Origin of the sequence: Clostridium cavendishii DSM 21758 (assembly GCF_900141845.1) — a bacterium.
In the GTDB taxonomy this organism is placed as follows: Bacteria; Bacillota; Clostridia; order Clostridiales; family Clostridiaceae; genus Clostridium_AG; species Clostridium_AG cavendishii.
In genome coordinates this window covers 404,239-424,524 of sequence record NZ_FQZB01000004.1, presented here as the reverse complement: position 1 = coordinate 424,524, position 20,286 = coordinate 404,239, and the positions used below count along the sequence as shown (strand labels likewise).

General features: G+C 28.6%; 14 protein-coding genes. 12 read left to right on the top strand and 2 right to left on the bottom strand.

What is annotated here, in order from left to right; translation table 11 throughout:
* Nucleotides 1-150 precede the first annotated feature (150 nt).
* Together BUB01_RS03790 and gdhA are read right to left on the bottom strand one after the other, a co-directional pair.
* Entirely contained in the window at nucleotides 151-1,011 is an 861-nt protein-coding gene (locus BUB01_RS03790) for a CorA family divalent cation transporter (protein WP_072985350.1), read from the bottom strand.
* A 215-nt stretch (nucleotides 1,012-1,226) separates the two neighbouring features.
* A complete protein-coding gene (gene gdhA, locus BUB01_RS03785) occupies nucleotides 1,227-2,573 on the bottom strand; it encodes an NADP-specific glutamate dehydrogenase (protein WP_072985349.1) in 1,347 nt (448 codons plus the stop codon).
* 1,391 nt (nucleotides 2,574-3,964) lie between these two features.
* On the opposite strand from gdhA, the gene BUB01_RS03780 reads away from it, so the two are divergent.
* The 12 genes from BUB01_RS03780 to ssnA all read left to right on the top strand — a co-directional run bounded on the left by BUB01_RS03780 (nucleotide 3,965) and on the right by ssnA (nucleotide 20,284).
* Nucleotides 3,965-4,714, top strand: a complete 750-nt coding sequence (locus BUB01_RS03780; protein ID WP_072985348.1) for a GGDEF domain-containing protein — start codon at nucleotides 3,965-3,967, stop codon at nucleotides 4,712-4,714.
* 78 nt (nucleotides 4,715-4,792) lie between these two features.
* Nucleotides 4,793-5,542, top strand: coding sequence for a YwaF family protein (locus BUB01_RS03775; RefSeq protein WP_072985347.1), 750 nt, complete (start codon nucleotides 4,793-4,795; stop codon nucleotides 5,540-5,542).
* A 462-nt stretch (nucleotides 5,543-6,004) separates the two neighbouring features.
* Entirely contained in the window at nucleotides 6,005-7,768 is a 1,764-nt protein-coding gene (locus tag BUB01_RS03770) for a sigma-54 interaction domain-containing protein (protein ID WP_072985346.1), read from the top strand.
* A gap of 816 nt (nucleotides 7,769-8,584) precedes the next feature.
* A complete protein-coding gene (locus BUB01_RS03765; RefSeq protein WP_200802834.1) occupies nucleotides 8,585-9,895 on the top strand; it encodes a YgeY family selenium metabolism-linked hydrolase in 1,311 nt (436 codons plus the stop codon).
* Between the two features lie 45 nt (nucleotides 9,896-9,940).
* Complete coding sequence (gene ygeW / locus BUB01_RS03760) at nucleotides 9,941-11,134, top strand: knotted carbamoyltransferase YgeW (RefSeq protein WP_072985344.1); 1,194 nt, start codon at nucleotides 9,941-9,943, stop codon at nucleotides 11,132-11,134.
* A gap of 41 nt (nucleotides 11,135-11,175) precedes the next feature.
* Entirely contained in the window at nucleotides 11,176-12,093 is a 918-nt protein-coding gene (arcC, locus tag BUB01_RS03755; RefSeq protein ID WP_072985343.1) for a carbamate kinase, read from the top strand.
* A gap of 193 nt (nucleotides 12,094-12,286) precedes the next feature.
* On the top strand, nucleotides 12,287-13,666 hold the full coding sequence (hydA, locus tag BUB01_RS03750) for a dihydropyrimidinase (protein ID WP_072985342.1): 1,380 nt from the start codon (nucleotides 12,287-12,289) through the stop codon (nucleotides 13,664-13,666).
* Nucleotides 13,667-13,788: 122 nt separating this feature from the next.
* Nucleotides 13,789-14,427, top strand: coding sequence for a helix-turn-helix transcriptional regulator (locus BUB01_RS03745; RefSeq protein WP_072985341.1), 639 nt, complete (start codon nucleotides 13,789-13,791; stop codon nucleotides 14,425-14,427).
* Between the two features lie 428 nt (nucleotides 14,428-14,855).
* Nucleotides 14,856-16,058 carry a diaminopropionate ammonia-lyase gene (dpaL, locus tag BUB01_RS03740; protein ID WP_072985340.1) on the top strand — a complete coding sequence of 401 codons (1,203 nt, stop codon included), beginning with the start codon at nucleotides 14,856-14,858 and terminating at the stop codon, nucleotides 16,056-16,058.
* Nucleotides 16,059-16,126: 68 nt separating this feature from the next.
* Nucleotides 16,127-17,320: a YgeY family selenium metabolism-linked hydrolase gene (locus tag BUB01_RS03735; protein ID WP_278337110.1), complete on the top strand. Its 1,194-nt coding sequence runs from the start codon at nucleotides 16,127-16,129 to the stop codon at nucleotides 17,318-17,320.
* A 22-nt stretch (nucleotides 17,321-17,342) separates the two neighbouring features.
* On the top strand, nucleotides 17,343-18,944 hold the full coding sequence (locus tag BUB01_RS03730) for an N-acyl-D-amino-acid deacylase family protein (protein ID WP_072985338.1): 1,602 nt from the start codon (nucleotides 17,343-17,345) through the stop codon (nucleotides 18,942-18,944).
* Between the two features lie 11 nt (nucleotides 18,945-18,955).
* Nucleotides 18,956-20,284 (top strand): putative aminohydrolase SsnA, encoded by a 1,329-nt coding sequence (ssnA, locus tag BUB01_RS03725; protein ID WP_072985337.1) that lies wholly within the window; start codon nucleotides 18,956-18,958, stop codon nucleotides 20,282-20,284.
* Nucleotides 20,285-20,286 lie beyond the last annotated feature (2 nt).

The window sequence follows — 20,286 nt, the reverse complement described above, 5'->3', positions numbered from 1 at the left end:
AAATAACTAAATTAAAATTTAGATTTTCACTTATGATAAATTATGAGTGAAAGTAAATTTAATTTTTTGAATAATCTTTATTGGAACTTATATATATAATTAAAACAACCCTTAATTATTTTTTGATTAAAATAATTGAGGGTTAATATTTTAAAAAAATTTTTTCTTTTTAAAGATGTGTATTTCTAAAAAAATTATTATTGTAACTAAAACAAAAGATATTATGAATCCATATGGATTATTAATAAGAGGCATAGAAGAAAAGTTCATTCCAAAAATACCTGTCATTATAGTAAGTGGAAGGGAGAATACTGTTATTATAGTAAGTATTTGCATAGTTTTATTCATCTTATTGCCTGAAATTGAATTATATATTTCAATGCAAGAATAGATGGAAGTTTCAACATCTTCAACTATATGAAGAGTGTTTTCAAAGGTTAAATAAAGGCGTCTATAAAGGGGAAGACTTTCAAAAGTATCTTCTAAATAATTAATAATTGATCTATAGTAATTAACATATCGTTTTATAAGAGATACTATTTTTTTGTTTTTTAATATAGCCTCCATTTGAATACTATCATTAATAACAGCTTCTTCAAATAAGTCTTCTAACTGCTCGTCCATCTTGATTAGGCCTTCATGATAACTCATAGAAAGATATTCAAAAAGCGCTAGAAGTATGAATTTGCCACTTATAATTTCTTCTAAATAAAGTTTTTCTTTTAGATATTCTATAAAACCTTCTTCTTTCATGTATATCAAAAGTCTATTTTTTTCTAAGATAGCTTCTACTTTATGTTTATCACCATTTTGTACATATGGTATAGTCAAATATAAATTATTTTTGTCTACAATTTCAATATCTCTTGAAATATTTATATCAGGAATTTTATTAGAAAAAAAAGCTTCTTTTTGTGAAGTAATATATGCAATTGAATTAGGCGTATCAGCAAGGTTTGATATATTAGAATTTTCAATTATTTTTTTATCTGAATATATTATAAAACCCATAAATTTAATATCCTCTCTAAAAATAATAATTAAGATTAAGCAATAATTAATATAGTATTGCATCTCTTTTATAATTATAAATAAAAAAAATAAAAAAAGATATTAATTTTATATTAATAAATCTTAGCGAAAATAAATTGAAAAAATAATTTAATTAATATTTAAATAAAAGGTAATCTAACATAAATAGGTTAGATTACCTTGGAGTTTTTTACTTATATAATACCTTGAGCAAGCATTGCATCAGCAACTTTTTTAAAACCTGCTATGTTTGAACCTACTACAAGATTTCCTTCAAAGCCATAAGTTTCAGCTGCATTCTTAGAATTATTATATATATTTTTCATTATATTTTTAAGTCGTTCATCAACTTCTTCAAAAGACCAAGCAAGTCTCATGGAATTTTGACTCATTTCTAAAGCAGAAACAGCTACTCCGCCAGCATTTGATGCTTTAGCAGGAGCAAATAAAACTTTATTTTCAAGGAAAACGTCAATAGCCTCTAAAGTTGAAGGCATATTAGCACCTTCGCCTACAGCTATAACACCATTCTTTACAAGAGTTTTAGCAGCATCTATATTTATTTCATTTTGAGTTGCACATGGAAGAGCTATATCGCAAGGAATAGTCCAGATATTTTGAGAACCTTCAACGAATTTAGCTGTATAATGATACTTAGTATATTCAGAAATTCTCTTTCTTTGAACTTCTTTAATTTCTTTTAAAGTATTTAAGTTAATCCCGTTTTCATCATACACATATCCAGTAGAATCTGAACAAGCTACAACAAGTCCACCTAATTCTTGAACTTTTTGAATTGCATAAGTAGCAACATTACCAGAGCCAGAAACTACTACTGTTTTACCTTCAAATGATAAGTCTTTATCTTTTAACATTTCATCTACAAAGTAAACAAGACCGTAACCAGTAGCTTCAGTACGAGCAAGGCTACCACCATATGGGATACCTTTACCAGTTAAAACACCGCTATCAAATGAATTTTTTAATTTTTTATATTGTCCAAATAAATAACCTATTTCTCTTCCGCCAACACCTATATCACCAGCAGGAACATCTGTATTTTCACCAATATGTCTATAAAGTTCATTCATAAAGCTTTGGCAAAATCTCATAATTTCTCTATCAGATTTGCCCTTAGGATCAAAATCTGAACCACCTTTGCCACCACCAATAGGAAGCCCAGTAAGAGAATTCTTAAAGATTTGTTCAAAACCTAAGAATTTTATTATACTAAGGTTTACTGTAGGATGGAATCTTAGACCTCCTTTATAAGGACCTATAGCACTGTTGAATTCAATTCTGAAACCACGGTTAACTTGGATTTTACCATTATCATCTACCCAGGGAACTCTAAACATAATTTGTCTTTCAGGTTCTACTATTCTTTCTAGTACACCTTCTTCAATATATTTAGGTTCTTTTTCAAGAAGTGGAATTAGAGAAGTTAAAACTTCTTTAATAGTTGCATGAAACTCTGTTTCACCAGGATTTTTAATTTTTACGTTCTCAATAAGCTTGTTTACATATGATTTTGTGTCCATTAATAAAACCTCACATTCTTTTACTAAAAATTAAAATATTGTTAAAAATTTCTTTGGTTATATATTAATTATAATATTAATTCTTAGAAAAAGCTAACTTTTTATCAAAATGTAAATGTTTAAATCAAGTTAATTTACAAAAAATTAACTTGATTTTTTTCTGTAGAAAACGGATATGAAAATATGAATTATATTATGAAAAAGCTTTTATATAAAAAGTGTTACAATGATTATTGTATTAATTTTATTATTACATTAAAAAAAAGAAAAAATAATTCATTATAAAATTTTAATCTTAATGTTTTATAATAAATTATTATATAAAATTATTGAATTTTAATTATAATTTTAATTGGTTTAACAATACATATATTAATTACTTGTTGGATAAACTTGGAAAAAAATCATATTTTTATTTATTTTAATTATATTAAAACTATAATTAATATAAAAAAGTAAAAATAAAGTCAATAAAAATGTTGAAAAAGCGCGAAAAAAATAGTAATATAGGAAATATGATAAAAAATAAGTATTACTATATTATTTTAAATATCGAAAAATATTCGATATTTAATTTTTTTTGATAATTACAAAATAACATAAAAGAATGTAAAAATATAATAAAGAAAGGTTGTAAAAATTTACTTTAGATTAAGAAACATTACAAACTAGATTATTTAAAAAAGTTATGAAATTAAAAACAGTTTAAAATAAGCTCGTTATCATATGTATCATATTATAAACTGTTATTTATTTGATATGAAGAATTGTGTTTCAAATTATGTTTAAATATGGAATGAAGTTTATTAAAGTTAGAATAGAGTTGTTAATAAGGGAAATATCAGGGATATTAGAATTATAATACCTATCATAGTATATCTATTATAGAATATCTTAAAAAACCAGATGTACATATTTTAATCACTACTTACAATGAACTGGTAGAATTGCATTATAAAACAATAAATGCTTGTAATAATATGAATTATCCATACAAATCAAAAGTACATATATTCAAAGTAAAGGTTATAAATGTTATGCAATTGATAAGGTACATGCTTCGGATCTTTCATTATCAGAGGTAAAAAGTCTAATTAATCAACTTGAAAGATACACGTAGAGGTATATAAATAGGAAAAAAATTAAATATAATATTTTAATGACCTTATTTTTTATGGTTGGTAGAAAGATATAGCATAGATTGCTTTAGATTCCAAAAAGATATATGAATTAAAGAAGGATAAATATTCTTTGTACTTCTTTGAAAATCAAGGGATTACACATCTTGTTAATGAAGAAAAACAGATAGATCTAAGGTTTTATTTACAAAAGATTCTTTCTTTAAATTTTATGAAAATAATATAGTAAATTAAATAAAAAGGGTGAATTGTATGCTTGAGTTAAGTAAAGTAATAGTATTTTTATTTGTACTAACATTATTTATTTATATGTTATGGATGAGCTTTAATATTTTTAAATTAAATAAATTCTTAATTTTTTTAATGAGTATAGGTTTGGGTTTAATTACATTAGGAACATTTTTAGATGTAATTAGTAATTTAACATATATAAACTTTTATATTTGTATTAAAGTAAGTTTTACATTAGGGGCAATTATATTTACTATATTTATATTATTAGGTGTTAATTATATTAAGAAAGAAATAGATGTTCTTAATAAATTTATAGGTATTGATATTATGACAGGAGTATACAATCGAAAGGGAATTGAAGAATGTTTTAAAAAATTTATAGAAGAAAAGAAAATGTTTTATATTATGTTTTTTGATCTTGATAAAACTAAAATAATTAATGATAATTTTGGACATTTGATAGGAGATGAATATATAAGGAATTCAGCTAAAATTATATATAGTGAGATAGGTATGCATGGGGCTGTAGGAAGAATTGGTGGGGACGAGTTTGTTGCAATTTTACAATATACAAATGAGGAAAAATTAGAACATATTAAGGCTAGTATAAAGAAGGAAGTTTCTAATATTTTTAAAGATGAAAATACAAGTATAAGTATTGGGCATTCTGTTTATGGAAAAGATGATGTTGATTTTAGAAAACTTTTAAATATTGCAGATGAACGAATGTATGAAGATAAAAAAAGTGTTACTGGTTTTATAAACTAGGTATTATTTTTTAGTCATAAGTAAATAAATACTAGTATAGTCTAATTTATTATAAGTAAAGTGGAAGAAGGTATTTTTATGACTAAATTTTGGAATAAGGATTCTTATGCTGGTAAGTTTGAATTATTTTCTATGCCTCATATTTTAACATTAGCTGTAATTATAGTTGTTATATTTCTAGTTTATTTATTTAGAAAAAAAATTAAAGATAATAAGAGACTAGATATTTATTTGAGAAGTATACTAGTGGTTGTTATGTTGGTTGCTGAAATTTCTTCCTATTATTGGGCTTATTCTAATGGGGTTTTTAACATAGGGGATTCACTTCCTCTAACATTATGTGGAATGAATGTATATCTAATAGCTATACTTCTATATAATAAAAATTATTCTCTATATGAAGTGTTATTTTTTATGGTATCATTAGGATCGCTTCAGGCACTAATAACGCCAGATGTAGGTTATGCATTTCCGCATATTAGGTATATTCAGTTTTTTACTACTCATGGATGTGTACTAATTTCAATTTTTTATATCACATTTATATATAATTATAGACCTAGGTTAATTTCTATATTAAAAACGTACATTGCATTAATTTTATATGCTATTCTTATATGGATAGTTAATAGTTTTATTGGTGGAAATTATTTATATTTAGCACATAAGCCTGAAAGTGTAAGTCTACTAGATTATTTAGGACCTTGGCCTTGGTATATAGTTATTATGGCAATGTCTATTTTACCGTATTTTCTATTGATATATTTTTTATTTTGTATAGTGGGATTTGTTAAGAGTAAATTAAATAAACAACTAAAAAATGTATAAGAAATTGTTTATTATAAAAATACGAAATATACTATAAATATTTTATTATAATATATTGGTTTGAATTAAATATTTAAAATAAAAATTATTTTAGATGAGACCTATAGCAAAGATTTTAATAGAGATTTGCTATAGGTCTTTTATTATATATTTTTATAATTTAGATTTCTTGTCATAAAGCAGGTTCATTAATTGAAAACTGTATCGTAACTTATTGCAATTAAATAATAGGGAAAAACTTGAGTATTATCATTTTGATGGTAAAATAGGTTAGTATAGGGATGATTGAGTTATTTTAAATTAGGACAGGAAGGAGTCATTTTTATTTTTATATTAAATATGATTAACCATCTTAATTTTATGTTATTAATAGAGTAATGACATTTCTTTGCTAAAAAGCAATAGTATCAAAAGTGTATTAAAAGAATTAAAAATGTAGGGAAATGAGAGGAATAGTGAAAGATGATAAGAATAACTTTAAAAGATATTTCAGAGGTAGTAAATAAATATTCTGATTTATTATCAAATATATTGAATTTAGATGTTGAGGTTGTAGATAATAATCTTGAAAGGATTGCAGGAAGTGGAATATATAAGAGTGGTATAGGAAAAAACATAGAGGCACAAGGATATGTATACAAGGCTGCATTGTTATCTGGTAAGGCACAAGTTATAGAGAATCCTGGAAAAGATATTTTGTGTAAGGATTGTAAAGACAAAGATAATTGTAAGGAAGAAATGGAAATATGTGTTCCTATAAAGTATGGAGATATGACTTTTGGGGTAATAGGTTTTGTATGTTCTACAAAGGAGCAAAAAGAGTATTTGATTAATAATTTTAGAACTATTATGAGTTTCTTAGAGCAGATATCAGATTTTATTTCTATTAAAATAATAGAACAAAATGAAGTTCTTAATAATAAGGATGATTTAGAATTTCTAAATCAGATAGTAAATTCAGTTGAAGATGGAATAATTACAACTGACAGCTCAAATAAAATAAATCTTATTAATAATAAAGGAATAAAAATTTTAAAATTAAAGCCTTCTATAATAGGTGAAATTATAAGAATAGAAGAAACAGAAGATTATTTGCCAAGTGGAAGAACATATAAATTATATATAAATAATATTGAATATAGAATAGTTGGCAAGGTAATACATAATTATATTAATCAAGAAATTTGTTCAAAAATATTAGTTTTTAATGAAATAAAACAATTAAATGAGGATGCTGTTAATTTAACACATGGAAATAATAAAATAACTTGTGATGCTATAGTTGGTGAATCATTAGTTATGAAGCAGATGAAAGAAAAGATAAAGAGAATAGCATATTCAAAATCAACAGTTTTGATAACAGGAGAAAGTGGTACAGGAAAAGAATTAGTTGCAAGAGCTATACATGCAGAGGGAAATTTAAAAAATAAGCCGTTTATAGCAATAAATTGTGGCGCAATACCTGAAAGTTTATTAGAAAGTGAATTATTTGGATATGTTAAAGGTGCATTTTCAGGAGCAAACATAAGTGGTAGGGTAGGAAAATTTGAATTAGCTAATAAAGGTATTATATTTTTAGACGAGATTGGTGATATGCCAATATATCTTCAAGTAAAGCTACTTAGAGTATTGCAAGAAAGAACATTAGTAAAGATAGGTTCTAATCAATTAATTAATTTAGATATTAGAGTTATTGCGGCTACTAACAAAGATTTAAAAAAATTAGTTGAAGAGGGAAAGTTTAGAGAGGATTTATATTATAGATTAAATGTAATACCATTTGAAGTACCTCCACTTAGGGATAGAGAAGGTGATATAGAATTAATAATGTATGAGCTTATAAATAAATATAATAAAATATTTAACAAATATGTTCATACAGTAAATGGGGATGTTATTAAGAAACTTAAGGAATATCCTTGGAAAGGAAATGTAAGAGAATTAGAAAATCTAGTAGAATTTATAGTTAGTATAAGTCATGAAGATGGTATTATAAGCCTAGATATGTTACCTAAAACAATAAGTAACTATAATAAAGATGAAGATGTAAGAATAGATAATAAGATTGATTCTAATAAACAAATAAAAAAGCTTAAAGATATAGAAATAGAATATATAGAGAAGGTATTAGATTTATGTGGAAGAGATACTTTAGGTAAAAAGGAGGCTGCTAAAAAGTTAGGGATTGGAATTGCTACACTATATAGGAAGATTGACGAAAAATAAAAGCAGTTTAATAGGCATTTATTTTATGAAAATGAAATTAATCAATGCTTTTACTTATTTCTTTTTTAATAAATTAAAATATGTATATATAGGTTCTAAGAAGTTTGTTAATTTAAATTTACTTTATATTTTTTAGTAATGCAAACAAGTTAAATTTGTAAATATGAATTTTATTAATTAGAACTTATATAATAAAAATATTGACGAATAATGAAAGCAATATGAATTATCATTTTGATAATTCATATTGCTTTTTCAGTAAAAATGATATCGTTTAACAGGATGCGTACTTGTTTTATCAAAATGATAATTAATTATCATTTTGATAAAAATATAATTGATAATAAGAATAATTTATATAGATGGTTTATAAATCTACACAAAAATCAATAAGATCAAGAGAATTGTCCTATATAACATAGATAAAGTTGGCGTTAAAATTGCTTCTTAAAATATATAAGTAAAAAATTCGTACGAATCAACAGGAAATGCATCTTGATTCGTATCATATTAGAAAACAATAAATATATTGTTTGTAATCTTAGTAATTTAAAAAATATAAAAAAAATACTTTGAAGATGTTTACAAATTGAAGTAAAAGATGTATTATAAAGACATAAAAATTTTTTAGGTAAGCTAAAAAATTTTTAGGTAAGAAGGTGGTAAAGAAATATATAATACATTAATGAAAGAATTTTGTTTGAAAAAATGAATTGTATATGTCACTAAATTACTATTACAAAAAATAAACAAACATTTATTTTACTTACTAATAAGAGACTAAATAAAATATTAATTAAGATGGGGGAAGGGAATATGAATTTCGAACAAATCAAATCAAAATCTGAAAACTATAAAGAGGATATGACAAAATTTCTTCGTGATTTAGTTGCAATACCTGGTGAAAGTGCAGAAGAAGAAGGCGTTATAAAAAGAATAGCAGAAGAGATGGAGAAGGTTGGATTTAATAAAGTAAAAATAGATCCAATGGGGAATGTTTTAGGGTATATGGGTACAGGAAAAACTTTAATAGGCTTTGATGCTCATATTGACACGGTTGGTATAGGAAACAGAGATAACTGGAACTTTGATCCATATGAAGGATATGAAACAGAAACTGAAATAGGTGGACGTGGTACTTCTGATCAATTAGGCGGAATTGTTTCATCTGTCTATGGTGCAAAGATAATGAAAGACTTAGGTCTTTTAAATGAAAAATATACAGCATTAGTTGTTGGTTCAGTTCAAGAAGAAGATTGTGACGGACTTTGTTGGGAATATATAATCAAAGAAGATAAAATAAGACCTGAATTTGTAGTTTCTACAGAGCCAACAGACGGTGGTATTTACAGAGGACAAAGAGGTCGTATGGAAATTCGTGTTGATGTTCAAGGAGTTTCATGCCACGGTTCAGCTCCAGAAAGAGGAGACAATGCAATTTACAAAATGGCTGAAATATTAATGAATATTCGTGATCTTAACGAAAATGACGCAGCTGATGATAAAGAAATCAAAGGCTTAGTAAAAATGTTAGATGAAAAATACAACCCAAAATTTAAAGAGGCTAATTTCTTAGGAAGAGGTACTGTTACAACTTCTCAAATATTCTATACTTCACCAAGCCGTTGTGCAGTTGCTGATTCATGCTCAATTTCATTAGATCGCCGTATGACATCAGGCGAAACATGGGAAAGTTGTTTAGAAGAAATTCGTCAACTTCCATCTGTTAAAAAATATAATGCAAAAGTAAGTATGTACAACTATGATAGGCCAAGCTATACTGGGTTAGTATATCCAATCGAATGCTACTTCCCAACTTGGGTAATCCCAGAAGATCATGCTGTAACAAAAGCGTTAGAAGAAGCATACAAAGGTCTTTACGGTACAACAAGAATTGGAGCCTCTGAAAATGAGGCAATGAGAAAAGCTCGTCCACTTACTGACAAATGGACATTCTCAACAAATGGTGTTTCAATCATGGGACGTAACGGAATTCCTGTAATAGGATTTGGACCTGGTGCAGAAGCTCAAGCACATGCGCCAAATGAAAAGACTTGGAAATCAGATTTAGTAACATGTGCAGCAGTTTATGCGGCTGTTCCAACTTTATACATTAATAATAAATAATAATATATTAGAAAATAAGTTAAAATTAAAGGAGATATTGTAATTATGAGTATTGTTAATAAATATGTAAATGAATTGAAAGCCCTAAAGATCGATAAAATGTATGAAAATGATTTTTTCCTTACTTGGGAAAAGACTACAGATGAATTAAAGGCAGTTTATGCAGTAGCAGATGCTTTAAGAGAACTACGTAAAAACAATAAATCAACAAGATTGTTTGATAGCGGACTTGGAATTTCATTATTCCGCGATAATTCAACACGTACTCGTTTTTCTTATGCAAGTGCATGTAATCTTTTAGGTCTTGAAGTACAAGATTTAGATGAAGGTAAAAGCCAAGTTGCTCATGGTGAAACAGTAAGAGAAACAGCTAACATGATTTCATTTATGGCTGATGTTATTGGAATTCGTGATGATATGTATATTGGAAAAGGTAATGCATATATGCATACAGTTGCTGATGCAGTAAAAGAAGGATATGAAGATGGCGTTCTTGAACAAAAACCAACATTAGTAAATTTACAATGTGATATTGATCACCCAACTCAAGCTATGGCAGATATGTTACATATCATCCACGAATTTGGCGGTGTTGAAAATTTAAAAGGTAAGAAAATAGCTATGTCTTGGGCCTACTCGCCATCTTACGGTAAACCATTATCTGTACCACAAGGTATTATAGGATTGATGACACGTTTCGGTATGGATGTTTGTTTAGCACATCCAGAAGGTTATGAAGTAATGGAAGAAGTTGAAAACGTAGCTCGTAATAATGCTAAAGAATCTGGTGGAACATTTACAAAAACCAATAATATGGCAGAGGCATTTAAAGATGCAGATATAGTATATCCAAAGAGTTGGGCTCCATTTGCAGCAATGAAGGAACGTACAGATCTTTATGCAGAAGGCGATTTGGAAGGAATTAAAGAATTAGAGAAAAAACTTCTTGCTCAAAATGCAAAACATACAGATTGGGAATGTACAGAAGAATTAATGAAAACAACTAAAGATGGAAAGGCACTTTACTTACATTGTTTACCAGCTGATATTAGTGGTTTATCTTGTGAAAAGGGTGAAGTTGCAGATTCTGTATTTGATCGTTACAGAATTCCTCTTTATAAAGAAGCAAGCTATAAGCCATATATTATAGCAGCAATGATTTTTCTTGCAAAAGTAAAGAATCCAGCAGAAGTTTTAGAAAAAATGGCTCAAAGCGACGATGCAAGATTTAACGGTTAATATACTTTCCTTGTTATTTTTTTGAATATGACTAAAAAGAAATGGAGGCATGTGTAGTGAGCAAGATTGTAATAGCACTAGGCGGAAATGCACTGGGAAAAACATTAGATGAACAGATGGAATCTGTAAAATTTACTGCTAAAAGTATTGTAGATTTAATTGAAAGTGGAAATCAAGTAGTTGTAACTCATGGGAATGGGCCACAAGTAGGGATGATAAATTCAGAAATGGATGAAATGCCATTAACAATGTGTGTTGCGATGAGTCAAGCATACATTGGATATGATTTACAAAATGCGATTAGAGAAGAAGTTTTAGCACGTAATTTAAAAATCCCTGTAGTAACTCTTATTACTCAAACGCTTGTTGATCCTAATGACAGTGCTTTTTTAAATCCTACAAAGCCAATTGGACGTTTTTATAGCAAAGAAGAAGCTGAAAAATTAGAAAAGACTGGATTAGTTATGATAGAAGACTCTGGTAGAGGGTATAGACAAGTAGTATCTTCTCCAAAACCAATTGATATAATTGAAAAAGAGACTATTTTAGAATTAATGTCAGCTGGAGAAATAGTTATAGCAGGTGGTGGTGGCGGAATTCCTGTTATAGAAACGGAACATAATCATTTAAAAGGTGTACCAGCAGTAATTGATAAGGACTTTGAAGCAGCATTGTTAGCTAAAGAGATTGGTGCAGATTATTTAATTATATTAACAGCAGTAGAAAAAGTTGCTGTTAACTTTGGAAAACCAGATGTTAAATGGTTAGATTCACTTACAATGGAAGAAGCTAATAAGTATATTGAAGAAGGTCAATTTGCACCAGGATCTATGCTGCCAAAAGTACAAGCAGCTTTACAATTTGTTTCTTCAGGAGAAGGAAAATCTGCACTTATTACGCTTTTAGGAAAAGTAAATGATGGAATTCTAGGTAAAACAGGTACTCACTTTAAAATGTAAATTATATTGAGCTATGAAACAAAAAATAATTTTATTAATTATAGTGAAGTATTATTCAGCTAAAAGTTTTATATATTTAACAAGCCTGTAGATTGTTATAAAGTAAAATGTCTACAGGCTTAGTTTTTAATTATTTTAGTTATAGCAATACACTTAGAAATAAGTCACAATAAAGTTAAAGAGGTGATTGTGAATGATTATTATAAAAAATGGAACGATTGTAACTGAATCAGAAAGTTATTTTTCAGATATTATGATAGAAAATAATATAATATCTTGTATTGGAGCAAATTTGTTTAATGACAATGCAGAAATTATTGATGCTTCTGGAATGTATGTAATCCCTGGAGCTGTGGATGTGCATACTCATATGGATTTGCAAGCTGGAAACAATCGTTCAATAGATGATTTCTATACTGGAACTGTTGCAGCAGTTTGTGGCGGAACTACAAGTATTGTTGATCATGTAGCTTTTGGACCTAGAAATTGTGCACTTCGTCACCAAATTGATAAATATCATGAATTGGCTAATGGAAAAGCAGTAATTGATTATGGTTTTCATGGGGTAATACAACATGTAAATGATGAGGTTTTATCTGAAATGGAGTCTTTGGCTAAAGAAGGAATTTCTAGTTTCAAGATTTATATGACATATGATTTTAAATTAGATGATGCTTCAATTTTAAAAGTACTAAAAAAAGCTAAAGAATTGGGCGTAATTATTGCTGTTCATGCAGAAAATAATGATGTTATAAATGACCTTAGAGAAAATTATGTTTCAAATGGTTTATTAGAAACAATATATCATGCAAAATCACGACCAGACCATTGTGAAGCAGAGGCAATTAGCAGGGTTCTACATCTTGCAGCATTGGCAGGAGATGCTCCGATTTATATTGTTCATATTTCTACTGAAAAGGGATTGGATGAGATAAAAAAAGCAAGAGCACAAGGACAAAAGAACATTTTTGCTGAAACTTGCACTCAGTATCTAACAATGACAGATGAAAAATATTTTGAGCCAGGCAATAATGGATTAAAATATGTAATGTCTCCACCTCTACGTCAGAAGAGTGATGTTGATGCTCTTTGGAAAGGAGTACAAGATGGTGAAATTGATGTAATTGCTACTGATCACTGTTCATTCAACTTTAAAGGTGATAAGGAAAAGGGAATTAATGATTTCACAAAATGTCCTAATGGCGCTCCTGGAGTCGCTGAACGATTAATGGTGATTTTTTCTGAGGGTGTTATGGAAAAGAAAATTTCGATTAATCGTTGTATAGAACTTTTATGTACAAAACCTGCCAAAATTTATGGACTTTATCCTAAAAAGGGCTCTTTAAATCCTAAATCAGATGCCGATGTTACTATTATTAATCCGAATTTGGAGTATACTCTTACGAGAAGTATGCTTCGTGGAGCAGTAGATTACACATGCTTTGAAGGCATAGAATTAAAGGGTAAAATTGATACTGTAATACAAAATGGTAAAGTAGTATATAAAAATGATGATTTTTTTGGAAAAAAGGGTGACGGAAAATTTATCAAAAGAAGAGTAATGGAGCAATAGTTAATTATTGATGAATATATTAACTATAGCGGCTAACGATAGTTGGTTGCTGTAGTTTCAATTATTTACACAAGCTTATTTATATGATAATGTAGATATAGGATGACAAAGGAGATTTAAGTATGAGTGTGTATGATGATTTTGACTTTTTAAAAAGGCTTATTAAAGGGATTGCAGAACAATTCGGACCCAATTGTGAAGTCACAATTCATGATTTAAAAGCGGGATATGAACATAGCATTATAGCAATTGAAAATGGTCACGTTACAGGGCGTAAGGTTGGGGATGTTGCATCACGAATTGCTATGGAAACGATTCATTCCAATCTTGAACATAAAGACCATTATAGTTATAGTACTCGCACAAGTGATGGACGGATTTTAAAATCCACAACTATATGTATTCCAGATGAAAATGGTGAAGTTAAAGCACTTCTTTGTATTAATTATGATATTACACAACTGATTATATCCAATAATATTATGCAGGATTTTGTTTCGATAAAGGAAGAAAAAACCGACGGTGATGATGTTGCAATTCCAACTGATGTTAACCAGCTTCTAGAAGATTTAATTAAAGAATCATATGAATTAGTTGGAAAACCTGTAGCAGTTATGACTAAAGATGATAAAATGAAAGCCATTAAATATTTAGAGAGCAAAGGTGCACTATTAATTAAAAAATCGGGAGATAAAATTTCAAAGTTTTATGATATTTCAAAATACTCACTTTACAGCTATTTAAATAGTGATGAGGAATAAAGGATATTTCATTAACAAAAATGTTAATAAAAATTACACGTTAGAAATAATTTAGTCTAACGTGTATATTTTTGTTAAAAGGTATAATTTGAAAAGCATTACCTGAAGATAAGAGTCACTTTATGAGAAATAAAAAGCGTATAAATTATCAAAATGATAATTTATATGCTTTTTTTATTAGAAATGGTATCGTTTAACAACCTAAATACGCGATTTATCAAAATGATAATTAATTATCATTTTGATAAATAACGAGTTTAAGAAAAATAGTAAATTCCATATATAGGAATAAAGATGTATGTAAGCTTGCAACAAAACTAATAAAACCAATGGAATATATATCTAGAAACATAATAGCGTTGGAAAAGTTGGCATTAGAATTGCTGTAAATATAAGTAATAAAATTAAATATAAAAGGAGCAAATATAATGGAAAAAATATTATGGAAAGAAAATACATTACCTAAAACTGATAAAGAAAGAAGTATAAAATTTCTTAGCAAAGAAGAAGTTTCAAAAGCAAAGAAGTTTCATGAAAGTTTTTCAGAATATGATAAAACACCATTAGTAGATTTAAAAAAATTATCTAAAAAGATTGGATTAGGCGGAATATATGTAAAGGATGAATCTTATAGATTCGGATTAAATGCATTTAAAGTATTAGGTGGCTCATTTGCTATGGGGAAATATTTAGCAGATAAATTAGGAGAAGATATAGAGAATTTATCATATGAAAAAATAACTTCAAAGGAAGTTAAAGATAAACTTGGAGATATAACTTTTGTAACAGCAACAGATGGTAATCATGGAAGAGGTGTTGCATGGACAGCTAATAGATTAAAACAAAAATCAGTAGTGTATATGCCAAAGGGATCTTCACTTATGAGATTAAAAAACATAAAGGCTGAAGGAGCAGAAGCTAGCATTACAGAGTTAAATTATGATGATGCAGTAAGACTTGCAAATAAATATGCAGAAGAACATAATGGTGTAATCGTTCAAGATACTGCATGGGAAGGTTATGAAAAAATACCAGCATGGATAATGCAAGGATATGGAACAATGGCATTAGAAGCAAGTGAACAATTAAAGAAACTTAATGTTGAAAGACCTACTCATATTTTTGTACAAGCAGGTGTTGGTTCTTTAGCAGGAGCTATTCAAGGTTTTTTTGCTTCAATGTATCCAGAAAATTGTCCAACTACTGTAGTAGTAGAATCAAATCTTGCAGATTGTTATTATAAATCAGCAATAGCAGATGATGGTAAAGCAAGAGCTGTTGGTGGAGAAATGCAAACAATAATGGCTGGACTTGCATGTGGAGAAGTTAACACAATTGGTTTTGAAGTATTAAAGAACTATGCAAAAGCATTTGTTTCAGCTCCAGATTGGGTAGCTGCTAAAGGAATGAGAGTTCTTGGAAATCCGTTAAAGGGAGATACAGGTGTAATTTCAGGTGAGTCAGGAGCAGTAACAGCTGGTTTATTATATGAAATTATGACTAATGAAGATTATAAAGATTTAAAACAAGCTTTAGGATTAGATGAAAATTCAAGAGTACTTTTATTTAGTACAGAAGGCGATACAGATCCAGAGAAATACAGACAAATAGTTTGGAACGGTGAATATTAATCTATAATTTTAATAAATAAAAATTTTGCTGATTTCGGATAAGAAATAAGTATTTAGAACGAAAGGAGATATGTATGCTAACTAATAAAAGAAAAGAAAGTTTAACTGAGTTATGCCAAGAATTAGTAAGAAATCAATCAGTTTCAGGTGATGAATCCAAAGTTGTAGAAGTAATAAAAGAAAAATTTAAAGAATTAGGATATGACGAATATTTCATAGATGCTTATGGTAATGTAATTGGTCATGTTAAAGGAAATAAACCTGGAAAGAGAATACTTTTTGATGGCCACATAGATACAGTTTCAGTACCAGATGATTCAAAATGGACTTATGCACCTTTTGGAGGCGAAGTAGTTGATGGCAAAATCTATGGAAGAGGAACTTCAGATATGAAGGGTCAAACTTCAGCTATGATATCAGCAGTAGCTTATTTTGCAGAAGATACTAATAGAGATTTTGAAGGCGATATCTTTGTTGCAGGTGTAGTTCATGAAGAAATTTTTGAAGGAGTATCAGCAAGAAAAATAAGTGAAGTTGTAAAGCCTGATTATGTTGTAATTGGTGAATCTTCAGAATTAAATTTAAAGATTGGTCAAAGAGGAAGAGCAGAAATTGTTATTGAGACTTTCGGGAGACCGGCTCACTCAGCTAATCCAGAAAAAGGAATAAATGCAGTTTATAAAATGTCAAAGATAATTGAACAAATTCAATGCATAGAGACTCCAGTTCATGAAGTACTAGGAAAAGGAATATTAGTTTTAACTGATATTAAATCTTCACCATATCCAGGGGCATCAGTAGTTCCAGATTATTGCAAGGCTACATTTGATAGAAGACTTTTAGTTGGAGAAACTAAAGAGGGAGTTTTAGCACCAATACAAAAAATTATTGATGAATTAATGAACTCAGATAAAGAAATGAATGCCAAAGTTTCATATGCAATAGGAAAAGAAACTTGTTATACTGGTGAAACTATTGAAGATGAAAGATTCTTCCCTGCTTGGTTATATACAGAAGATGATGAATTTGTTAAGGCAGCTCTTAAAGGATTAAAAAGTGTAGGAATTAATCCTGAAATAACCCAATATTCATTCTGTACAAATGGTTCTCATTATGCTGGAGAAGCAGGAATTAGAACAATTGGTTTTGGACCATCAAAAGAAAACTTAGCTCATACAATTGATGAATACATTGAACAAGAACAATTATTTATTGGAGCAGAAGGATATTATGGAATATTAAAATCTGTTTATAACAAATAAGATAAATAAAGGATGATTGAAGATGAAGATATTAATAAAAAACGGTCTCATAGTAGATGGTAGTGGAAATGACGGCTATAAAGGAGATGTTTTAATCTACAATGAAAGAATAGAAAAAATATCAAATGAGATTAATAATGAAAATGTAGATAAAATAATAAATGCTGATGGCTTAGTAATAGCCCCAGGATTTATTGATACTCATTCACATAGTGATCTTAAAATCTTAGAGAATCCATATAATGAAACAAAAATAAGACAAGGTATAACAACAGAAGTATTAGGTCAGGATGGAATATCAATGGCGCCATTACCAAAAGAACATGTATCATCTTGGAGGAAAAATTTAGCAGGACTAGATGGTGAATCAGATGAAATAAATTGGAATTACGAAACTACTGATAATTATTTAAAGATGATGGAAGATAGGGGCGTAGGATTAAATGAAGCCTATTTGGTACCTCATGGAAATGTAAGAATGGAAGTGCTTGGTCTTGATAATATACAACCTGATGAAGAACAATTAAAGAAAATGTGTGAAGTTACAAGAAGAGAAATGGAAGCAGGAGCTTATGGATTGTCTACTGGATTAATATACATACCTTGTGCTTATTCACAAACAAGAGAGCTTGTTGAACTTTGTAAGGTAGTGGCAGAATTTGATGGAGTATTTGTAATTCACCAAAGAAGTGAAGCAGATTCAATAATAAGCTCAATGAAAGAAGTAATTGAAATTGGCGAGAAATCAGGGGTAAGAGTTCATTTTTCACATTTTAAAGTATGTGGAAAAAAGAATTGGAAGTATGTTGATGAAGTACTTATATTACTTAATGAAGCTAGAAAAAAGGGCATAAAAGTTACGCTTGATCAATATCCATATGCAACAGGAAGCACAATGCTGGGAGTGATATTACCACCGTGGGCTCATGATGGAGGAACAGATAAACTTTTGGAAAGACTAGCTTCTCCTGAAATGAGAGAACAAATGATTCGTGATATGAAAAATAACGAACAAAATGATATGGAAGCATGGGACAATTTTATTGATTTTGCAGGATTAGATGGGATATATATAACTTCAGTAAAACACAAGAAAAATGAAATCTTTATAGGAAAAAATTTAGTTGAGATAGGGGAACTTAAAGGTAAAGATCCCTATAATGCAACTTTTGACCTTTTATTAGAAGAAGAAAATGCGGTTGGAATGTTTAATTATTATGGAATTGAGAAACACATAATAAAATTTATGAAATTAACAGAACAAAATGTTTGCACTGATGGATTACTTTCAGGAAAACCTCATCCTAGAGCTTATGGATCATTTCCAAGAATACTTGGAAGATTTGTTAGAAAACTTAATGTATTAACTCTTGAAGAAGCAGTTATGAAGATGACAAGTAAAGCAGCAAAGGCATTTAGTATAAAAAATAGAGGGATTCTTAAAGAAGGTTATTTTGCAGATATAGTTATTTTTAATAAGGATAGTGTTATAGATAAAGGAACTTTTGAAGAACCAATTCAATATCCAGAAGGTATTGAATATGTAATAATAAATGGTCAATTAGCAGTTGAAAATGGAGAATATAAAAAGGTAAAAGCAGGTATGGTACTTAGAAAAGTGTAGGAGGAATTCTTATGAAAATTATAGGTAATGGAAGGTTGATAACACAAAACAAGAAAAATCCATTTATAGAAAATGGAGCATTAGTTATAAAAGACGGTAAGATACTTGACTATGGAAATACTAGTGATATTTTAGGTAAATATCAAAATGCAGAATATATAGATGCAAGCAAAAAAGTTATAATGCCAGGTCTTATAAATACCCATGGGCATATATACAGTGCATTTGCAAGAGGGATGAATTTAGATGGCGAGGTATCTAAGAATTTCTTAGATATATTAAACAATTTGTGGTGGAGATTGGATAAAAACTTAAGCTTAGAAGATGTGAAGTATAGTGCTTATACAACATTAATGGATAGTTTAAAGTTTGGTGTAACAACATTTTTTGATCACCATGCAAGTCCAAATGCTGTCACAAATAGTCTTTTTACAATTGGAAAAGTAGCAGAAGAACTTGGAATAAGAACTTCTCTTTGTTATGAGGTATCTGATAGGGATGGAGAAGAGATTTTAGAAAAAGGAATAAAAGAAAACATAGATTATATAAAATATTGCATAGAGAAGAAAGATAATATGAAATCTGGGATGTTTGGAATGCATGCAAGCTTTACACTTTCTGATGAATCATTAAAAAAATGTGTAAAGGAAGCTGAAAAATTAAATTGTGGGTACCATATTCATGTAGCAGAAGGAATGGATGATGAAGAACAGTGTATCAAAAAACATGGGAAGAGAGTAGTAGAAAGACTTAATGATTTTAATATATTAGGTGAGAAGACAATAGCAGTTCACTGTATACATGCAGATGACAATGAAAAAAATCTATTATTAAATACAGGGACAGTTGTTGTACATAATCCAGAATCAAATATGGGGAATGCAGTAGGGGTATCCCCAGCAATTGAACTTGTAAATAAAGGTTTGACTGTTGGACTTGGAACAGATGGATATACTCAAGATATGTTTGAATCTATGAAGGTTGCGAATATAATTCATAAACATAATTTGAAAGATCCATCAGTAGCTTGGGGGGAAGTACCTTTAATGCTATTTGAAAATAATAGAAAGATTGCAGAAAAACATTTTAAAGGGAAATTTGGGATTATAGAAAAGGGAGCTAATGCAGATGTAATAATTGTAGATTACAATCCATTAACTCCAATGAATGCAAGTAATTATAATTCGCATATTCTATTTGGAATGATGGGAAAAGCTGTGGATACAACTATAGTAAATGGAAGGGTTTTAGTTAGAAATGGTAAGCTTCTTAATGTTAACGAAGAAGAAATATTAGGTGCAGCTAGAAAAGTTAGTGAAAAACTATGGGATAGAATTTAGAG